General features: G+C 70.0%; 19 protein-coding genes. 5 read left to right on the forward strand and 14 right to left on the reverse strand.

Annotated features, from left to right (window positions below):
- Positions 1 to 48 precede the first annotated feature (48 nt).
- From ACZ7J0_RS02855 to ACZ7J0_RS02905, 11 genes are all read right to left on the reverse strand, one after another.
- Positions 49 to 1,458, reverse strand: a complete 1,410-nt coding sequence (locus ACZ7J0_RS02855; protein WP_470883343.1) for a nucleobase:cation symporter-2 family protein — start codon at positions 1,456 to 1,458, stop codon at positions 49 to 51.
- A gap of 68 nt (positions 1,459 to 1,526) precedes the next feature.
- The gene (gene pucL / locus ACZ7J0_RS02860; RefSeq protein ID WP_470883345.1) at positions 1,527 to 2,450 is read right to left on the reverse strand and encodes a factor-independent urate hydroxylase; all 924 of its coding nucleotides are present in this window, start codon (positions 2,448 to 2,450) and stop codon (positions 1,527 to 1,529) included.
- Between the two features lie 5 nt (positions 2,451 to 2,455).
- Positions 2,456 to 2,845, reverse strand: a complete 390-nt coding sequence (gene uraH / locus ACZ7J0_RS02865) for a hydroxyisourate hydrolase (protein WP_470883347.1) — start codon at positions 2,843 to 2,845, stop codon at positions 2,456 to 2,458.
- Complete coding sequence (uraD, locus tag ACZ7J0_RS02870) at positions 2,842 to 3,354, reverse strand: 2-oxo-4-hydroxy-4-carboxy-5-ureidoimidazoline decarboxylase (protein WP_470883349.1); 513 nt, start codon at positions 3,352 to 3,354, stop codon at positions 2,842 to 2,844. The genes uraH and uraD overlap by 4 nt, the downstream gene beginning before the upstream one ends.
- Before the next feature lie 156 nt (positions 3,355 to 3,510).
- A complete protein-coding gene (locus tag ACZ7J0_RS02875) occupies positions 3,511 to 3,831 on the reverse strand; it encodes a helix-turn-helix domain-containing protein (protein WP_468704820.1) in 321 nt (106 codons plus the stop codon).
- Between the two features lie 56 nt (positions 3,832 to 3,887).
- Positions 3,888 to 4,139, reverse strand: coding sequence for a thiamine-binding protein (locus tag ACZ7J0_RS02880; protein ID WP_470884107.1), 252 nt, complete (start codon positions 4,137 to 4,139; stop codon positions 3,888 to 3,890).
- Between the two features lie 69 nt (positions 4,140 to 4,208).
- Positions 4,209 to 5,459 carry an ABC transporter permease gene (locus tag ACZ7J0_RS02885; protein ID WP_470883351.1) on the reverse strand — a complete coding sequence of 417 codons (1,251 nt, stop codon included), beginning with the start codon at positions 5,457 to 5,459 and terminating at the stop codon, positions 4,209 to 4,211.
- Positions 5,456 to 6,229 carry an ABC transporter ATP-binding protein gene (locus tag ACZ7J0_RS02890; protein WP_470884109.1) on the reverse strand — a complete coding sequence of 258 codons (774 nt, stop codon included), beginning with the start codon at positions 6,227 to 6,229 and terminating at the stop codon, positions 5,456 to 5,458. Before ACZ7J0_RS02890 ends, ACZ7J0_RS02885 begins: the two co-directional genes overlap by 4 nt.
- Before the next feature lie 5 nt (positions 6,230 to 6,234).
- Positions 6,235 to 7,509 (reverse strand): efflux RND transporter periplasmic adaptor subunit, encoded by a 1,275-nt coding sequence (locus tag ACZ7J0_RS02895; protein ID WP_470883353.1) that lies wholly within the window; start codon positions 7,507 to 7,509, stop codon positions 6,235 to 6,237.
- Complete coding sequence (locus ACZ7J0_RS02900) at positions 7,506 to 8,000, reverse strand: hypothetical protein (protein WP_470883355.1); 495 nt, start codon at positions 7,998 to 8,000, stop codon at positions 7,506 to 7,508. Before ACZ7J0_RS02900 ends, ACZ7J0_RS02895 begins: the two co-directional genes overlap by 4 nt.
- Before the next feature lie 299 nt (positions 8,001 to 8,299).
- Entirely contained in the window at positions 8,300 to 8,719 is a 420-nt protein-coding gene (locus ACZ7J0_RS02905; protein ID WP_470883357.1) for a hypothetical protein, read from the reverse strand.
- 525 nt (positions 8,720 to 9,244) lie between these two features.
- Here ACZ7J0_RS02905 and ACZ7J0_RS02910 point away from each other — a divergent pair.
- The 3 genes from ACZ7J0_RS02910 to ACZ7J0_RS02920 all read left to right on the forward strand — a co-directional run bounded on the left by ACZ7J0_RS02910 (position 9,245) and on the right by ACZ7J0_RS02920 (position 12,679).
- A complete protein-coding gene (locus ACZ7J0_RS02910) occupies positions 9,245 to 10,084 on the forward strand; it encodes a TIM barrel protein (RefSeq protein WP_469121122.1) in 840 nt (279 codons plus the stop codon).
- A gap of 45 nt (positions 10,085 to 10,129) precedes the next feature.
- Positions 10,130 to 11,023, forward strand: coding sequence for a 2-hydroxy-3-oxopropionate reductase (locus tag ACZ7J0_RS02915; RefSeq protein ID WP_470883359.1), 894 nt, complete (start codon positions 10,130 to 10,132; stop codon positions 11,021 to 11,023).
- A 198-nt stretch (positions 11,024 to 11,221) separates the two neighbouring features.
- The gene (locus ACZ7J0_RS02920; protein WP_470883360.1) at positions 11,222 to 12,679 is read left to right on the forward strand and encodes a catalase; all 1,458 of its coding nucleotides are present in this window, start codon (positions 11,222 to 11,224) and stop codon (positions 12,677 to 12,679) included.
- A 408-nt stretch (positions 12,680 to 13,087) separates the two neighbouring features.
- Here ACZ7J0_RS02920 and ACZ7J0_RS02925 read toward each other — a convergent pair whose 3' ends face one another.
- Positions 13,088 to 13,639, reverse strand: coding sequence for a flavoprotein (locus ACZ7J0_RS02925; RefSeq protein ID WP_470883362.1), 552 nt, complete (start codon positions 13,637 to 13,639; stop codon positions 13,088 to 13,090).
- 44 nt (positions 13,640 to 13,683) lie between these two features.
- A complete protein-coding gene (trpS, locus tag ACZ7J0_RS02930; RefSeq protein ID WP_470884111.1) occupies positions 13,684 to 14,790 on the reverse strand; it encodes a tryptophan--tRNA ligase in 1,107 nt (368 codons plus the stop codon).
- A 341-nt stretch (positions 14,791 to 15,131) separates the two neighbouring features.
- Between trpS and ACZ7J0_RS02935 the strand changes: the two genes are divergently transcribed.
- Positions 15,132 to 15,680 carry a CchlQ gene (locus ACZ7J0_RS02935; RefSeq protein WP_470883364.1) on the forward strand — a complete coding sequence of 183 codons (549 nt, stop codon included), beginning with the start codon at positions 15,132 to 15,134 and terminating at the stop codon, positions 15,678 to 15,680.
- An 85-nt stretch (positions 15,681 to 15,765) separates the two neighbouring features.
- On the opposite strand, the gene gcl is transcribed toward ACZ7J0_RS02935, so the two are convergent.
- On the reverse strand, positions 15,766 to 17,544 hold the full coding sequence (gene gcl / locus ACZ7J0_RS02940) for a glyoxylate carboligase (RefSeq protein WP_468704827.1): 1,779 nt from the start codon (positions 17,542 to 17,544) through the stop codon (positions 15,766 to 15,768).
- A 228-nt stretch (positions 17,545 to 17,772) separates the two neighbouring features.
- Between gcl and ACZ7J0_RS02945 the strand changes: the two genes are divergently transcribed.
- Positions 17,773 to 18,687: a hypothetical protein gene (locus ACZ7J0_RS02945; RefSeq protein ID WP_470883365.1), complete on the forward strand. Its 915-nt coding sequence runs from the start codon at positions 17,773 to 17,775 to the stop codon at positions 18,685 to 18,687.
- Positions 18,688 to 18,700 lie beyond the last annotated feature (13 nt).

Here is an 18,700-nt window from a genome sequence, read left to right on the forward strand (position 1 = left end):
AACCCCCCGGACCGGGCGAAGTCCTCGGGGGCGGGGCACGGCAGGACCCTAGGGGGATTTGAGTGCCGGAACCGTGTGACGGGCCCGGGTGCCGAGATGGTGGAAGAAAAGGTTGAGCGTGACCGCGACAAGCGCTCCGGCGCTGATGCCGGAGCCGAGCACGGTCTGTGCCCAGGCCGGGAAGTCCGCGTAGAAGGTGGGCGCGGCGAGCGGGATGATGCCCGCTCCGAGGGCGACGGCCACCAGGATGATGTTGGAGCTGTCGTCGAGCCCGGCTTCCGAGAGTGTACGGATGCCACTGACGGCGATGGAACCGAAGAGGACGATTCCGGCGCCGCCCAGTACGGGCATCGGCACCAGCGAGACGACGGCGCCGAGCATCGGGAAGGCCCCGAGGACCAGGAGCGCGCCGCCGGCGACGGCGACGACGTAGCGGCTGCGTACGCGGGTCAGGGTGACGACACCGACGTTCTGTGCGAACGCGCTGGTGGGAAAGCCGCCGAAGACGGGTCCCAGCAGCGTGGCGATGCCGTCGGTGCGCAGGCCCCTGGTGATGGTCCCGCCGTCGGTCCGGCGCTCGCAGATCTCGCCGAGGGCGAGCATCCCGGCGCTGGACTCCGTCATCAGGACCAGCATGACGATGCACAGGGAGAGGATCGCCGCGGGCTGGAACTCCGGGGCGCCGAAGGCGAAGGGCGCCGGCAGCGCGGCGACGGGCGCCTCGCGCAGGGCCGAGAAGTCGGCCATGCCGAAGGGGATCGCCGCGAGGGTGCCGATGAACAGGCCGAGCAGCAGGGCGATCTGCTTGAGGAAGCCTTTGGCGAAGCGCTGGAAGAGAAGGATCACGACCAGGGTGAAGCCGGCAAGCGCCAGGTACTTCATGGCGCCGAAGTCGGCGGCTTCCTCGGCGCCGCCCTGGGCCCAGCTCACGGGCACGGGCATCAGGGTGACCCCGATGAGGGTGATGACGACGCCGGTGACGAGCGGCGGGAAGAAGCGCAGGAGCCGGCCGAAGAACGGGCCGACGGCGAGGCAGAAGACACCGGCGACCATCACCGCGCCGTAGATGGCGGGGAGTTGGTGGCCCGGAGCACTGGTCTCGGCGATCGCGAGCATCGGGGCGATGCCGGCCGAGGAGGCGGCGTTGACGAACGGCAGCCGGTTTCCGGCGAACCCGCCGGCACCGAGGGTCTGCAGGAGGGTCGCGAGTCCCGCGATGAGCAGGCTCGCGGCGATCAGCCGGGTCATCCCGGCCGCGTCCAGGCCGACGGCCTGGCCGATGATGAGCGGAGGGGTGACCACGCCCGCGTACATGGCGGCGATGTGCTGGAGCGCGGCGGGCACGAGCCGCGAGCCGGGAAGCTTCTCGTCCACCGGGTGGACGGAGGGGGCCACCGGATGCGCCGGTGGGGAGGAACACGGGCCTTCTGCTACCGGCCCCGATGCAGGCGATGCCATGGGAGTTCCCTCCGGTCTGGTACGTCCCCGCCCTGCTTCGGACGGGCGGGGACGTACTCAGTCCCGCGTCAGAGGTTGGTCATGTCGACCGGGATCTGCGGCTCGACGCCGTCCCGAAGGATGGTGGCCTCGATCAGACCGTAGGGACGGTCCGCCGCGAAGTAGACCTCGTTGTCGTTCTTGAGACCGAACGGCTCGAGGTCCACCAGGAAGTGGTGCTTGTTCGGGAGCGAGAAGCGGACCTCGTCGATCTCCGAACGGTGGTTGATGATGCGCGAGCCCATCTGGTACAGGGTCTGCTGCAGCGAGAGGGAGTACGTCTCGGCGAAGGCCTCGAGCATGTGCCTGCGGACCTGCGCGTACGACTTCTCCCAGTTGGGCATGCGCTGCTCGTCGTCGGTCCAGTTGAACCGCCACCGGCTGGACACCTGGGTCGCCAGGATGCGGTCGTACGCCTCCTGGAGGGTGGTGTACTTGTCCTTGACATAGCCCCAGAACTCCGAGTTGGTGGAGTTCATGACGATGAGGTCCTTGAGGCCGGAGATGACCTCCCACTTCTCACCGTCGTAGGTGATCTGCGAAACGCGCGTCTCCTGGCCCTTGCGGACGAAGGAGTGCTTGACCTCGTCGGAGCCGATGAACTGGGAGTTGGCCTCGGAGGTCTCGATGCGCTCCCAGGCGTACTCCTCGATGCGGATGCGCGCACGGTGGATCGGCTCCTGGCTCGTCACGAAGTGACGGGCGAGGTGGATGCCGAACTGCTCGGCGGACTCGATGCCGTACTCCTTGGCGAACGCGTACACCGTGTTCTTGGTGGTGTCGGTCGGAAGGCAGTTGGCGTTGGAGCCCGAGAGGTGCACGTCCTCCATGTCGCCGGAGAGGGCGACGGAGACGTTCAGGTCCTTGATGTGGTGGGTGTCGCCGTCCCGCGTGATCTTGACGACGCGGTTCTCTGCTTTGCCGTACTGGTTCTGGCCGAGAATCGTGGGCATGTCTGCTAGCTCCCTCGGTAAACGGAGTAGCCGAACGGGTTGAGCAGCAGCGGTACGTGGTAGTGCTCGCCCGGCTTGACGGCGAACGTGATCGCCACCTCCGGGAAGAACGCACCGCTGTCCCTTACGCGGGGGGCGTCCTGCTGCGCCTCGGCTTGCTTCTTGGAGAAGTACGCCTCGGTCTCGAAGTCGAGACGTACATGGGTGGTGTCCTCCGGCAGCGCCGGCAGGTCTTTGCAACGCCCGTCCGCGTCGGTGGCCGAGCCACCGAGCGCGACCCACTCGCCGTCGAAGCCACTGCGGGCCTCGAGCGAGATGGCCACGCCTTCGGCGGGGCGTCCGATGCTGGTGTCCAGGATGTGCGTGGACACCGAGGCGGTCGTTTCCGTGCTCATGCGCTCTCTTCCTCTACGAGACGGGTCAGCCGGATGCGGTTGATCTTGCCCAGCTCGGTGCGGACGATCTCCCGCTCCTGCTCGGGCGTGTGCTCGATCCGCTCACGGACCGCGTCACGCATCTGCTCGCCGGTCCTGCCGGTGGCGCAGATGAGGAAGACATGGCCGAACTTGTCCTGGTAGGCCAGGTTGAGTTCGAGCATTTCCGCCTTGAGCTCCTCGGAGGCTCCGGCCATCCCGCTCTGCTCGCGGGAGGAGGTCGGGTCCCCGGCCTTCGGGCGACCGATCGGCGGGTGGCCCGCCATCGCGTCGGCCAGGTCCTCGGCGGACAGCTCGGCCATGGCGGCGTCGCTGGCGAGGAAGAGAGCCTCTGCGGTGGTGTACGGGCGCTGGGCGAGAATCTTGCTCCCCCACGCCGAGCTGGAACACACCTCGTGGAGCGCGGCGACAGCGTCGCTGTCCTCCGAGGTGTTGAACCGGGTGAGGCCCGGTGTCGTGCCTGAAGTCACGGGAAGCCTCCGTGGCTGTTTTTCGCTGTGCGTCGGACGGGCTGCGGATAGCTAACGCCCTCCCGCAACACCACGTCAACACTTTGTTGAAAAATCGGGCTACGCAAAAGCCGCCGTCCCGACATCTGGACGACGACTCTTGGCCAACACGATCTACTAGCCGCCCTTGGCGGGATTCTCCCTGTTCAAGTAGTTGTAGACGGTGAAGCGGCTGACCCCGAGGGCCCCCGCCACGGTCTCCACACCGTGCCGTACGGAGAACGCGCCCCTGGCCTCCAGTGTGCGCACGATCTCCTGCTTCACCCGGCGGTCCAGCTCGGCCAGTGGCATCCCGTGCCGCCGCTCCATGGCGGCGAGGATGTGGTCGAGGGAGTCCGACAGCTGCGGCAGGCGTACGGCGAGCACGTCCTCGCCCTCCCAGGCGAGGACGACGTCGTCGGGCTGGGCCAGCTCGGGGACGAGTATCTCCGCCCCCATGGCGTCGACGAGCGGCTTCACGGCGGTGACCAGCGGGTGGTGGTCTCTGGGCTCGCTCACTTCTCGCCCTCCTCGATCACGTTGACCTGGAGGGAGACGCGAGTGGCGCCCGCGCCCAGGGCCTGGCGCAGCAGCGCGTCGACCGCGTCCAGGACGGCTTCGGCGCGGCCCTCCGCCGTGTTGCCGAAGGGACCGACGTCGACCGCGTCCAGCTGGGCCGCCTGGATGACCTCGCGCGCGACCACCGCGTGGGCGGGCGCCTCGTCGAGGTCGAAGGGCTCGGTCGTGAACTCCACTCTCAATCGCACCATGCCCCCACGCTACTGGCAGGCGGCCGGGCTCCGGCAGGCCCGGCTCCCCCCGGGGGCGGTACGGCGTCAGCCGGCCGCCAGCGCCACCGTCGGGGAGACCCGGGCCGCGCGCATCGCCGGATACAGCCCGGCCACCGCCCCGATGACCAGCGTGCCCGCCGCCGCGGCCACGACGGCCACCGCGGGCAGGGCGACCGGCCAGCCCCGGTGCTGCGCGTACAGCGTCGTGATCAGCAGCCCGAGGACCGCGCCGCCGCAGCCGCCGAGCCCGGAGAGCACCAGGGACTCGGTGAAGAACTGGTTGCGGACCTGGCCGCGGGTGGCACCCAGTGCCCTGCGCAGTCCGATCTCACCGCGCCGTTCGAGGACGGCGATGACCATGGTGTTGGCGACACCGATGCCACCGACCAGCAGGGCGACCGCTCCGATGCCGAGCAGCAGCCCGGTGAACGCCTCGTCGGCGGCGAGTTTCGCGGCGAGCGCGTCCGAGGGGCGGGCCACGCGTACCGCGTCGGGCTGTTCCGGATTGGCCGTACGGGCGAGCACCGCGCGGACGTCGTTCACCGCGTGCTCCTCGGCCCGGACGTAGACGGCCGTGGGATGGCCGTCGAAGTCCAGGGTCCGCCGGGCGGCCTCGAAACCGATCAGCGCGGAGCTGTTCAGCTCGGGAGCGAGCACCACCGGTTCCAGGATGCCGATCACCGTGAACGGACGGCCCCCGATCAGGACCTGCACGTCCGGGTCCGCCCGGACGACACCGAGTCTGCGAGCCGCGGCGGACCCGAGCACGACCGCCGGGTACCTCCCTGTGGCCCCGTTGAGCCAGACGCCGTGGGAGGTGCGTACGCCCAGGGTGGTCAGCAGGTCGGGCTGGCTGGCGAAGACCTCCAGGGCGTTGGTCTCCTCCTTGGGGATCAGGTCGGAGCGGTAGACCTTGGCGTCGACCGCGCCGACGGCGCTGGCGTCGGTGACCGGGGGGACCCGGCGCACCATGCCGGTCACGCCGGTGGGCAGCTTCGCCTCGCCGCCGGTCAGGGACTCCCCCGCCTCCACGTGCAGCAGGTTGGTCCCGAGGGTGTCGAGCGTGGCCTGGAGCTCCGCGCGGCTGGAGGTGGAGATGCCCATCACCGCCACCATCGCCGCGATGCCGATGGAGATCCCGGCGGCCGACAGCACGGCCCGCAGGGGTTTCGCCCGGAGCCCGGACAGGCTCAGGCGCAGGACGTCGAGCGGGCCGAGGCGGGCCGGGCGCAGGGCGGGACGGGAGCTTCGGGACCCGGAAGCGCGGGTGGGGTTCGGGGTGCGCGAGGGGGTCATCGGGCGGCCTCCCCGCCGGTGGGACCGGTGTACGGCGAGCTGCGGGGCCGGCCGGCGTCCTCGGCCATCCGGCCGTCGCGCATGGAGACCCGGCGCGGCAGTTGGGCGGCCAGTTCCGTGTCGTGGGTGATGACCACGATGGTCGTGCCGTCGGCGTTGAGTTCCCGGAGCAGTGCGACGACGCTCGCGCCGGACGCCGTGTCGAGCGACCCGGTGGGTTCGTCCGCGAGCAGCACGGAGGGCCGCCCCGCCACCGCGCGGGCCAGCGCGACCCGCTGCCGTTCACCGCCGGACAGCTCGTGCGGGCGATGGTGCAGCCGGTGTCCGAGGCCGACCCGGCGCAGGCTCTCGACGGCCGCGGCGTTCCTGGCCCGCCGGGAGAGCCCCGCGTAGAGCAGGCCTTCGGCCACGTTGTCGACGGCGCTCACTCCGGAGGTGAGGAAGAACTGCTGGAAGACGAAGCCGATGTGCTCGGCCCGCAGCGCCGAGAGCTCACGGTCGGAGAGCCGTTCCACGGCGTATCCGGCGATGGCGACCCGGCCGGCTGTCGGCCGGTCCAGCGTGCCCATCAGGTTGAGGAGGGTCGATTTCCCTGACCCCGAGGGGCCGACCACGGCGAGCAGTTCGCCGGGCATGACCCGCAGGGACAGGTCGCGTACGGCGTGGACGGGCGGGCTGCCGGGGTAGCTGCGGGTGACTCCGGTGAGCTCGATGACGGGGCCGTCGGGCGGAGCCGTCGCGTCGGCCGGTGCGTCGGTCACCTCGCTGATGGCGTTCACAGGGCGGGGGTCCCGACCTTGAGACCCTCGGTGACGCCGGTGCCCGACACCTCGACCCTGCCGCCGCTGAACAGGCCGGTCGTGACCGGGATGATCCGCGTCCTGTCGCCCTCGACGACCTGGAGGCCGTAACCGCCCTCGCGCAGGGCGAGAAGCGCGGCGACCGGCACGGACAGGACGTTTCTGCGGCGCTCGCTCTCGACGGCGACGCGGACCGGGGCGTACGTGAGGGTGCCGGCCGCCTTCTGGTCGAGCAGGGCGATCCGTACGACCACCGTCCGGTCGCCTCCCTGGGGGTTCTTCCCGCCGTCCTTGTCGCCGTCGTCGCCGTCCTTGTCACCGCCCCCTCCGCCGCCGATCACCGTGCCGACCGAGGTGACCTTGCCGGGAACCGGCTTCTCGTGGCCGGGCACAGTGACCAGGACCTGCTTGCCGACGGGCAGGAGCTGCTGCTGGGACATCGTGGCCTTCACGGTCACCGAGCGCTCCGCCCTGGTGGTGGCGAGGACGGGGCTGCCGCTCTGTGCCGCGTCACCGGGTTTGCGGTCGGCGGCGCCGGCCCGCACCGCCTGGGGTGCGAACAGCACCCGGCCGAGTTCCAGCTGCCCGGTCTTCGGCAGCCCGAGGTCGCGCTGCCAGCGCTTGACCGCGCGGGCGGTGTTCTCGGTGAACTCCTCGTCGACGGTGAAGCCGGTGTAGCCGAGGGCGGCGAGGTTGCTCTCCAGCTGGCGTACGTCGCCTCCGTCGGACATGTCCGGCCCGAAGGCCCGGTAGGCGGGGATGCTCCCGTACAGGAGCACCACGGGTTTCTCGTCGAGGCGGTAGAGGACACCGCCTCTGGAGACGGTGTCCCCCGGCCCGGCCACCCAGGTCACCGTCCCGGCGAGGCGGTTGGGCAGGTACACCTCGTCGGTGTACTCCAGGGTGCCGTCGAGCTTGTCCGTCGCGGCGAGGTCGCCACGGGTGACGGGTGTCGTCGCCGCCGTCTCCGCGAGCGGGGCGGGGGGGTTGCCGCCCGGTCGGTCACGGAGGACGACGGCGACGACGGTTCCGGCGGCGAGCACGACGGCGATGGAGACCAGCAGGGCGCGGGTGCGACGGGCGCGGGGGGCGTGGGGTGCGTGGTCGTCGGGATGGGTCACGGTGTCGTGGTCGCCGCCGTGCGGGGGGCCGACCACGGTGCTTGCCGCCGGGCCGGCCCCGGGAGTGCTCGCGGGACCGCTGGTGGCCGGATCGCCGGTGGTGGGGTGCTCACCGGTGGCGTGCTTCACTGCCCCTCACCCGGAACCGGGCCGGCCTCCTTGTAGCAGTCCTTCGACGCCTTCTCGTGCGCCGCCTGCTGGCCCTCCTTGATGTCGCCCATCTCGAAGCCCTTGGCGCGCAGGCACTTCTCGACCTTGAGGCGCCAGACCTTGTGCTCCTCGGTCTCCTTTCCCCCGGGGGCCGCGCCGCCGCCACTGCTGCCGCCCTGGTCCATGAACTGCTTGCAGGCCTTCTGCGCCTTGTCGATCTTCGCCTGGTCCTGGGTGTCGGTGACCTGGATGGAGACATTGCCGTTCGTCTCGGGGTCGTCGACCTTGAGGCCGTTGTCGCGCAGGCACCGTACGAACTTCAGCACGGAGGCGTCCGGGTCACCGCCGCCCGGCTTCTGCGTCGAGGGGCTGGAGGACTTCGTGCCGCCGGCGGAAGGGACATCGCTCTTCTCGCCGGACCCGCACCCTGTGAGCACGACGGCCGGAAGCAACACGGCGACGGACGTCATCGCAATTCGGCTTAGCGGCTGCAGTTTCAACGCGAACTCCTCATCGAATCTCTGGAATTTTCCGCACCGTGGGTGCGTCAATCATGATTCCGGCAGCGCACCGAGAGACCGATGAGAGGTTCATGAAATTAAGCTGAGAAGAACGGGAGCAGATCATTCCGTCGGGGAACGCGGACAGACCGAATCCGTGGGCTGTCCGGACAGTCCACGGATTCGGTCTTCAGCAGTGACGTTCCGCCGCGATCGGTCGGCCGGACACGGCCGGGCCGGTCCGTTCGGCGGGGACGAGCGGGCCCGGATCAGCCGCCGATCGAGCCGCCCCAGATGGCGTACGTACCGGAGGGGCAGGTCAGCGTGTGGTTCCAGGTGCCGTAGTAGTACGTGCCGAACGTGTAGCGGTAGCCGTTGGAGCAGTCCACGTAGACGCGGTAGCCGTTGCCGGAACACGTCATGTAGAAGTTCCGGCCGGAGGTCCAGCCGTTCCAGCAGTTCGCCATGGCGCTGATCTCGCCCTTGGCGGCGGCCTTGCTGCCGAGCGACTTGTCCTGCGACTTCGAGGCCACGCCGGTCTTGACCTGACCCTGGGCCGACTGCGAGTTGGAGACCGCCTGGCCCGTGCCCGTGGACGCCGCGGTCGCGGCCGGCGCGAGCGCCACCCCCGAGCCGAGCATCAGCAGGGCGCCGGCTCCGACGAGACCCATGCTCTTTCGAATGTTCATCTCTCCCCCAATTCAGGCGTTTGGTTTGTACCAATGCCCACTCGTCGAGCGAACGCCGTGATTCTTGCCAGCGTGACATAAGCGTGTCAATTCTCATGACGCTTTCATGATCACGCGCCGTACGGCGAATCAGTCATTCCGCACAATCGCCGGGCTCCCGGCCGAACGGCGCCCGAAAACGCATATGCGCCGGTCACACCACGGGGCCGAAATATTGAACTGTGTGTTCCCTGTGAGGCTTTGTCATTTATCAGCCATTGCGAAAGAGACCCGCCCCGCGGACGGGTCCGTGAGGCCGCCCCGCCCACCCCCCGGGCCACCGCGGGCACCGATCCGCCACTGGCCCCGCGCGCCGCCCTCGCGCCGGGGCGGGGGGATCCGGGACCGGAGGGGCCGTCCGGCCCCCGACCTGCGCGCGTCGACCACGGGCCGCGCGGGCACCCCCTTGACACACCTCGACACGACCATGCAATATTCCGACAGACAGAAACTGACTTCCGCAATACGGAAGGAGCGCCGCCCCTCATGGGATACACGGACCAGCGCTTCGATGTGAACCTGTCGATCCTCTTCACGGAACTCCCGCTTCTGGAGCGCCCTGCGGCCGCCGCCGCCGCGGGCTTCACGGCGGTCGAGCTGTGGTGGCCCTGGATCGACACCGCCACGCCCGCCCAGAGCGAGCTCGACGCCCTCAAGAAGGCGCTCGACGACGCCGGCACCCAGCTGGTGGGCCTGAACTTCTACGCCGGGCAGCTGCCCGGTCCGGACCGCGGGGCCCTCTCCGTACCCGGTGAGGCGTCGGACCGCTTCCGCGCCAACATCGACCTCGTCGCCGACTTCGCCGCGTCGGTGGGCTGCAAGGCCCTCAACGCGCTGTACGGCAACCGCGTCGAGGGAGTCGACCCGGAGGTCCAGGACGCACTCGCCCTGGAGAACCTGGTCCTGGCGGCCCGCGCGGCCGACCGGGTCGGGGCCATCCTCCTGATCGAGGCCCTCAACAAGCCGGAGTCGCCGCTCTACCCGCTGGTGAGCGCCCCCTCCGCGATCGAGATCGTGGACAAGGTGAACGCGGCCACCGGCCTCGGCAACGCCAAGTTCCTGATGGACCTGTACCACCTGTCGATGAACGGTGAGGACCTCGTCGAGGTCATCACGAAGTACACCGACAAGACCGGTCACGTCCAGATCGCGGACAACCCGGGCCGCGGCGCGCCGGGCACCGGCGACCTCGACCTCGCCGACCTGCTCGACCGCCTGAAGAAGGCCGGTTACGACGGCTGGATCGGCCTGGAGTACAAGGCCGGCGACCGCCCGAGCGCGGATTCCTTCGAGTGGCTCCCGGAGCCGCTGCGCGCGGCCAACTGACGCGCGAACTGACTTTACGCACCACGTTTTGAGAGAGGTACCCTCATGAGCACCAACCTCCCGAAGGTCGCATGGATCGGTCTCGGCATCATGGGTTCGCCCATGTCCGAGAACCTGCTGAAGGCCGGTTACCAGGTCACCGGCTTCACGCTGGAGCAGGACAAGCTGGACCGTCTGGCCAAGGCCGGCGGCACGGCCGCCGCTTCGATCGCGGAGGCCGTCAAGGACGCCGACGTCGTGATCACGATGGTGCCCGCCTCCCCGCAGGTCGAGGCCATCGCCTACGGCCCCGACGGCATCCTCGAGAACGCCAAGCAGGGTGCGCTGCTGATCGACATGTCGTCGATCACCCCGCAGACCTCGGTCGACCTGGCCAAGGCCGCCGCCGAGAAGGGCATCCGCGTCCTGGACTGCCCCGTCTCCGGTGGCGAGGCCGGCGCCATCGAGGCCGTACTGTCGATCATGGTCGGTGGCGAGCAGGCGGACTTCGACACCGCCAAGCCGATCCTCGAGACGCTGGGCAAGACCATCGTCCTGTGTGGCCCGCACGGCTCCGGCCAGACGGTCAAGGCCGCCAACCAGCTGATCGTCGCGGTCAACATCCAGGCGTGCGCCGAGGCCGTGGTCTTCCTCGAGAAGTCCGGTGTGGACCTCAAGGCGGCCCTGGACGTCCTCAACGGCGGTCTGGCCGGCTCGACCGTGCTGACCCGCAAGAAGGACAACTTCCTCAACCGCGACTTCGCGCCGGGCTTCCGGATCGACCTGCACCACAAGGACATGGGCATCGTCACCGACGCCGCCCGCAATGTCGGTGCCGCGCTTCCGGTCGGCGCCGTCGTCGCCCAGCTCGTCGCCTCCCTGCGTGCGCAGGGTGACGGCGGCCTGGACCACTCCGCCCTGCTGCGCGCCGTCGAGCGCCTCTCCGGCCAGCAGGTCTGAGTACGAGGGCCGCTCCTCGACTGAGCGGTCCCCCCGGAATTCCGGGTGGCGGTGGCGCTGACACCTGTCCTGTCGCGCCCAGGCGCCGCCGCCACCCGGAACATCAAACTTCATTTTCAACAAACTGTTGACGTTCCGTTCCGGGCGAATTTACGCTCCAGGTCCGTCCCCAGTGCAGCTCCAGTACGGAAGGTCACGATGTCGAAGCGCGTGCTTACGACCGAGTCCGGCGCCCCCGTCGCCGACAACCAGAACTCCGCCACCGCCGGCGTCGGTGGCCCCATCCTCCTGCAGGACCAGCACCTGCTCGAGAAGCTGGCGCGCTTCAACCGTGAGCGCATCCCGGAGCGTGTGGTGCACGCCCGCGGCTCCGGCGCGTACGGCCACTTCGAGGTGACCGACGACGTCACCGGCTTCACGAAGGCCGCCTTCCTCTCCGAGGTCGGCAAGCGGACCGAGACGTTCATCCGTTTCTCGACGGTCGCCGACTCGCTCGGTGGCGCGGACGCGGTGCGTGACCCGCGCGGTTTCGCCCTGAAGTTCTACACCGAAGAGGGCAACTACGACCTCGTCGGCAACAACACCCCGGTGTTCTTCATCAAGGACCCGATCAAGTTCCCCGACTTCATCCACTCGCAGAAGCGCGACCCCTTCACGGGCAAGCAGGAGCCGGACAACGTCTGGGACTTCTGGGCGCACGCCCCCGAGGCGACGCACCAGATCACCTGGCTGATGGGCGACCGCGGCATCCCCGCGTCGTACCGTCACATGAACGGCTACGGCTCGCACACCTACCAGTGGACGAACGAGGCGGGCGAGGCCTTCTTCGTCAAGTACCACTTCAAGACGAACCAGGGTGTCCGCTCCCTGTCGTCGGAGCAGGCCGCCGAGCTCGTCGGCAAGGACGCCAACTCCCACCAGACGGACCTGCTGCAGGCCATCGAGCGCGGTGTGAACCCCTCGTGGACCCTGTACGTCCAGGTCATGCCGGCCGCCGAGGCCGCGAACTACCGCTTCAACCCGTTCGACCTCACCAAGGTGTGGCCGCACGCGGACTACCCGCTGCAGCGCGTGGGCCGTCTGGTCCTCGACCGCAACCCGGACAACGTCTTCGCCGAGGTCGAGCAGGCCGCGTTCTCCCCGAACAACTTCGTGCCCGGCATCGGTCCCTCGCCGGACAAGATGCTCCAGGGCCGCCTGTTCGCCTACGCGGACGCCCACCGCTACCGCCTCGGTGTGAACCACACCCAGCTGCCGGTGAACGCGCCCAAGGCGACGGTCGCGGAGAACTACGGCCGCGACGGTCTGCACGCGACCCGCTACGGCTCGCGCCACGACAAGAACTACGAGCCCAACTCCTACGCGGGCCCGGCCCAGACGGACGCCGCGCTGTCCGCCCCGCTGGCGATCCACGGCTACACGGGCACCCACGAGGCCCCGGCCCACGTCAAGGACGACGACTTCTTCCAGGCGGGCGAGCTCTTCCGCCTGATGTCGGAGGACGAGAAGGGCCGTCTGGTCGCCAACATCGCCGGTGGCCTCTCCCAGGTCAGCCGCGAGGACGTGATCGAGAAGAACCTCGCCCACTTCCACGCCGCGGACCCGGAGTACGGCAAGCGCGTCGAGGAAGCGGTCCGCGCCCTGCGCGAGGACTAGAACACCGAGACGGCGTACGGGTGATGACGGGAGGTCATGACCCGTGCGCAGTCCGGACCGGCGGCCCGGATGAGGGGTGGTCGGCGGTGCGGACAGCGTGAGGACCGCGGCGGTGTGCGAGCCAGTGCGGTGGTAAGGGCGCCCGGCCCCCTTCTTGACCTGAAGGAAGGGACCTCCGGAACCCCGTCGCCGCTGCCGCGGTCCCAGCGCGGCCCCCACGGGGGCCACTTGAGCCCCGCCCGGCGGCGCGAACGTCCTGTCGCGCCAGCCTCGCACCGTCGGGCGGCAACAACTTCACAAGCCAGAGCGCAGAGTCGGTTTACGGTCCCGACTCTGCGCTCTACTTTGTGGCCCCGGGGCTCCGCTTCGCGGTCCCGGGCCGGCACGTCACGTACCTCTGAGCGCGCGTCACGTACCCCTGGGCGCGAGGAGCCGGCGGGCGCCGTCGAGGGCGAGCCGCCACGGGTACGCCGCCGGGTCGCCCTCGCCCGGGGAGTGCGGGACGAACCCGCTCTCCCCGTAGAGCACCGTCACGCCCGCGCTCCTCAGCGTCTCCACCGACCGGTCGAACTGCGGATGCCGCGCGTATGCCGCGTTCACGCACGGCATCACCGCGATCGGAACGCCCTTGCCCATTCCCTCCGCCACGACGCCGACCACGAACCGATCGGTCAGTCCGAGCGCCCACGCGTTGACGGTGTTGAAGGTGGCCGGCGCGACGAGGACCGCGTCCGCCCGCGGCCACACGTCCGGCTGCCCAGGAAGCTTGTACTCCCACCGCACCGGGTGACCGGTGAGCGCCGCGAGGCCGTCCAGGGACTCGGCGAGCCATCTCGCGGCGGTCGGGGTCAGCCCGAGGCAGACGTCCCAGCCGTCGGCCTGCGCACCCTCGATGACGCGCGCGACGTCGAAGACGGGCGGGGCGGCGGAGCAGAACAGGTACAGGGTCCGAGAATCCATGGGCCTATCGGATCACATGTGATCACTTCTGCCCGGTGGACCTCTCAATAGCGGCTGTTCATGGCCCTCCGCACCTTCTCGAGAGTGGCCTCGGCGATCGTGTTCGCCCGCTCGTTGCCCTCACGCAGCACCTGGCGCAGATGGCCACGGTCCTGCGCGTACTGGCGACGGCGGACGCGGATCGGCGCGAGGTGTTCGTTCACCGCCTCGGTGACGTACTTCTTGAGCGCCCCGGCCCCCGCCGGGCCGATGTCGTCGGCGACCTGCTCCGGTGCCCGGCCCTGGCAGAGTGCGGCCAGCAGGACGAGGGAGGACACCTCCGGGCGGGTCTCCGGGTCGTAGGTGATGTGTCGCTCCGCGTCGGTCTTCGCACCCCGGATCAGGCGCGCCGTCTCGTCGGCGCTGGCGGCCAGCGCGACGGCGTTGCCCCGGCTCTTGCTCATCTTGGTCCCGTCGGTGCCGAGGAGAAGTGGCGCGCTCGACAGCAGGGCTTCCGGCTCGGGAAACAACGCGGCCCCCCGGCCGTAGCGGTCGTTGAAGCGACGGGCGATGGTCCGGGTGACCTCCAGGTGGGGAAGCTGGTCCTGGCCCACCGGGACGAGGTTGGCCCCGCAGAACAGGATGTCGGCCGCCTGGTGGACGGGGTAGGTGAACATCAGCCCGCTGACGGACGCCTGCCGCGAATGGGCGATCTCGTCCTTGACCGTGGGGTTGCGGTTCAGCTCGGCGACGGAGACCAGGCTGAGGAACGGCAGCAGCAGCTGGTTCAGCGCGGGAACCGCACTGTGGGTGAAGACCGTTGCCCGGGCGGGGTCGATCCCGACGGCGAGGTGGTCCAGTACGAGCTCCTCGACGTACCCGGTCAGGTCGTCGGCCACATCCCGGTCCGTCAGGACCTGGTAGTCCGCGATGAGCACGAACATCTCGACGCCGAGGTCCTGCAGACGGACACGGTTGTGGAGCGTGCCGAAGTAGTGGCCGAGGTGCAGCCGTCCGGTCGGACGGTCGCCTGTCAGCACGCGGAACCGTCCGGGGTCTTCGTGGATCAGCTTCTCCAGCACCGCGCCGCGGGCCCGCGCGGGGGACAGTCCGAGGGCGTCGGCCCGGGCCGCGTCCGTCGCGCGGACAGTGCTTTCGGGGGCGTACGGCATGAGGTTCACGGGTTCTCCTGGGTGGGTGACTGCCGCCGTCGGGACGGCAGCGGCACCCGGTCCAGGGAACGCGCAAGAGGGCCGTCCATCCGAACGGCCCGGTCGTGCGTGAAAAGGTGGCCGCTCCTACGGGGAGCGCCACCAGCTCAGACACGACGAACGATGCATGCGCCCAACGATAGTCCGCCGCACGCCCTCTCCGCAGCCGACAAACGGCGCTCCGCCAGGACCCGGCGGGTCGAGGGTTCCCCGGTTCACCCCGACCGGCGGTCTTGATCGCCGGGAGGCGCCACGCGTAGATTCCGGGCTACGGCGTCATGATCGTCACTGGGGGGGTAGCCGTGGACTGGGGCACGCTCGTCGCGACGGTCAGTGGGGCGTCCATCGCCATTTCAGGGACGGTCCTCGCCGACCATCTGCGGCGCCGCCATGAGAAGGACAGCGGGCTCGGGGAACGGCGGCGGGCGGTCTACATCGAGTTCATCTCCGCCGCCGAGGCGTGCCACGCCCGCCTGCGCCAGATCGCGCAGGCGCCCCGTGCCGAGGTCGACCTCGACGCGGCCACGCGGGCGGCGCTGAGCGAGGGCGGGATCTACGAGGCGCGGGAGCGGCTGTTCATCGACGCCGGCACGCCCGTCGCCAGTGCCGGCCAGGCGATGTTCGAGGGGCTGCGCGCGCTGCAACGGGCCGTCGCCGCGGGGGCGGAGCCGGCCGGGCCGGCCTTCCACGACGCCTACCACCCCTACATCGCCACGGTCTGGGCCTATCGGGTCGCGGTGCGCGAGGAGTTGGAGGGGCAGTCGCTCTCGCCTGCGGCGTTCGGCTGGGACCAGTGGGACGGCAAGGACCGGTGCCCGATGTGCCGGGGCGCGGGAGTCAGAGGGGCGTGACAACGCCGGGCGGGGCGGCCCCTCCCCTCAGGGATGGACCGCCCCGCCCGCTGTGCGCGGCTGTGACTCGAACGGGTCTGACGGGTCAGACCTTCAGTGCCTTGATCGCCGTGGGCGCGTGGCCGGGCTCCGTCGCGAGCTCCTCGAACTCGGTGACGTCGCTCATGTCCACCGTCTTGCTCATCGCGATGTTGGTGATCCGCTCCAGGATGGCCTCGACGACCACCGGGACCTGGTGCTCGACGGCCAGCTTCTTGGCCTGCTCGAAGGCCTCGCCCAGCTTCTCCGGGTCGGTGACGCGGATCGCCTTGACGCCCAGACCCTCGGCGACCTTGACGTGGTCGACGCCGTAGGCGCCGATCTCCGGGGTGTTGATGTTCTCGAACTCGAGGTTGACCTCGAAGTTGATGCCCAGACCGCCCTGCGCCTGACGGATCAGGCCCAGGTAGGCGTTGTTCACCAGGACGTGGACGTAGGGGACCTTGTGCTGGGCGGCGACCGCCAGCTCCTCGATCATGAACTGGAAGTCGTAGTCGCCGGAGAGGGCGACGATCGGGGTCTCCGGCTCGGCCGTGGCGGCGCCGATCGCGGCCGGGATGGTCCAGCCGAGCGGGCCGGCCTGGCCGCAGTTGATCCAGTTGCGCGGCTTGTAGACGTGCAGCATCTGCGCGCCGGCGATCTGGGAGAGGCCGATGGTGGTGACGTAGCGCGTCTCCGGGCCGAAGGCCTTGTTCATCTCCTCGTACACGCGCTGCGGCTTCATGGGGATGTTCTCGAAGTGCGTACGGCGCTGCAGGGTGGCCTTGCGCTCCTGCGCGGAGGCGGCCCAGGCGCTGAAGTCCGGGAGCTTGCCCTCGGCCTTGAGCTCCTTGGCGATCTCGATGAAGAGCTCGAGCGCGGCCTTGGCGTCGGAGGCGAAGCCGTAGTCCGGGGCGAAGATCTTCCCGATCTGGGTGGGCTCGATGTCGACGTGGACGAACTTGCGGCCCTTGGTGTAGGCGTCCAGGTTGTAGCCGGTGTGGCGGTTGGCCCAGCGGTTGCCGATGCCGAGGACGAAGTCCGACTCCAGGAAGGTCGCGTTGCCGTAGCGGTGCGAGGTCTGCACACCGACCATGCCGGCGCTCAGCTCGTGGTCGTCGGGGATGGTGCCCCAGCCCATCAGCGTGGAGATGACCGGAACGCCGGTCAGCTCGGCGAACTCGACCAGCAGGTCGGAGGCGTCGGCGTTGATGATTCCGCCACCGGAGACGATCAGCGGGCGCTCGGACTCCAGCAGGAACCGGAGGGCCTTCTCGGCCTGGGCGCGGGTGGCGCGCGGCTTGTAGACCGGCAGCGGCTCGTAGGTCTCCGGGTCGAACTCGATCTCGGTCAGCTGGACGTCGATCGGCAGGTCGATGAGGACCGGGCCCGGACGGCCGGAGCGCATCAGGTGGAAGGCCTCCTGGAAGACACCCGGGACCTGGGCGGCCTCCAGAACGGTCGTGGCCTTCTTGGTGACGGGCTTGGCGATCGAGGCGATGTCGACGGCCTGGAAGTCCTCCTTGTGGAGCTTCGAGACCGGGGCCTGGCCGGTGATGCACAGGATCGGGATCGAGTCCGCGATCGCGGAGTACAGGCCGGTGATCATGTCCGTGCCGGCGGGGCCGGAGGTACCGATGCAGACACCGATGTTGCCGGCCTTGGCGCGCGTGTAGCCCTCGGCCATGTGGGAGGCGCCCTCGACGTGGCGGGCCAGCGTGTGGGCGATGCCGCCGACGTTCTTGAGCTCTCGGTAGAAGGGGTTGATCGCCGCGCCGGGCACACCGAACGCGTTGGTGACGCCTTCGCGCTTGAGGATCTCAACGGCCGCTGCGGCGGCGGTCATACGAGGCATGGAGTGCTCCTGCTCGGCCAGCGGAGTCAAGCTCTGTGCGCCCGGCGAGGGCGACCTGCGACTTGATTCCGTAATGCGGAAGTATTGTTCTGCTATACGGAAGCAATGTAGGCGGGCGCCGTCGCGGTCGTCAAGGGAGGGCCGAAAAGGGGATGGCCGAACTCCCTCGCCCGCGGCGCCCGCTTGGTGGACGATGGGGCGGGACAAAGGGGGACCGTTGTGGGAGAGAACGTGTCGGTGCGCTGCCCGGAGTGCCGACGGACGCACGCGTACGCGCCACCCGTCTTTCCGTGCGCGTGCGGGGCGCCGATCGTTCCGCCGGTGCTCCGGGGCGCGCCCGCGGAGCCGATCACGCACCGTAACTGGACGGACGAATGGGTGACGGTCCGCTGTGAGGAGTGCGGACGGCAGGATCAGTGGCCCCAGCCGGAGCTCGGCTGCGCGTGCGGGGCGGTGCTGCGGATCGCGGTACGACCCGTGTCCGCCCTGCCGGCGCCCCGTACGCCCCAGCCGTCACTCCCGGCGCCGCCCTCCCCCGCGCGGGACGGAGGCGCGCCTCACTCCGGGGAGAGCACCCGTCAAGCCCAGTCGCCCCAGACTTCGCAGACGGCCCCGTCTTCGCAGGCGCCCCCGCACGCGCAGCCCTCGACGGGCCCCCAGGCTCCCCCGCAGGCGTCCGCCCGGCGCAGGCGCCCCTCCGCCGCGCTCCGCCCGCCCTCGCACATCCCGCTGCCGCCGACCGCCGCTCCCGCCCGGCCCACCTTCCACCCGGTGACCATCAGGACCGGGCGCGACGCGGTCACCGCGGCCGCCCTCTATCTGCGCTGGCTCGGCTTCCGCGACGTCGTACAACCGGAGGAGCGATCCGTCTCCGGGATCGATCTGCGCGGTCCCGGGCTGGTCGCCCAGGTGGACCCCACCACCCGCCCCACCTCACTGCGCGCCGTCGAGTGCCTGTGGCTCAACGGGCTCAGCGCCTCCTCGACCAGCGTCTTCTTCTCACTCGCCGGATACGCCCCCGATGCCCGGGGCCGCGCCGACGACCTCGGCATCCCGCTGTTCACCCTGGACCTCACGGGCACGCCCCAGCCGGTCAACGGCCCCGCCGACGATCTCGTCGCGCGCGGGGCGTGACGGCAGGGAATCG

Source organism: Streptomyces sp. NPDC038280, assembly GCF_055600045.1.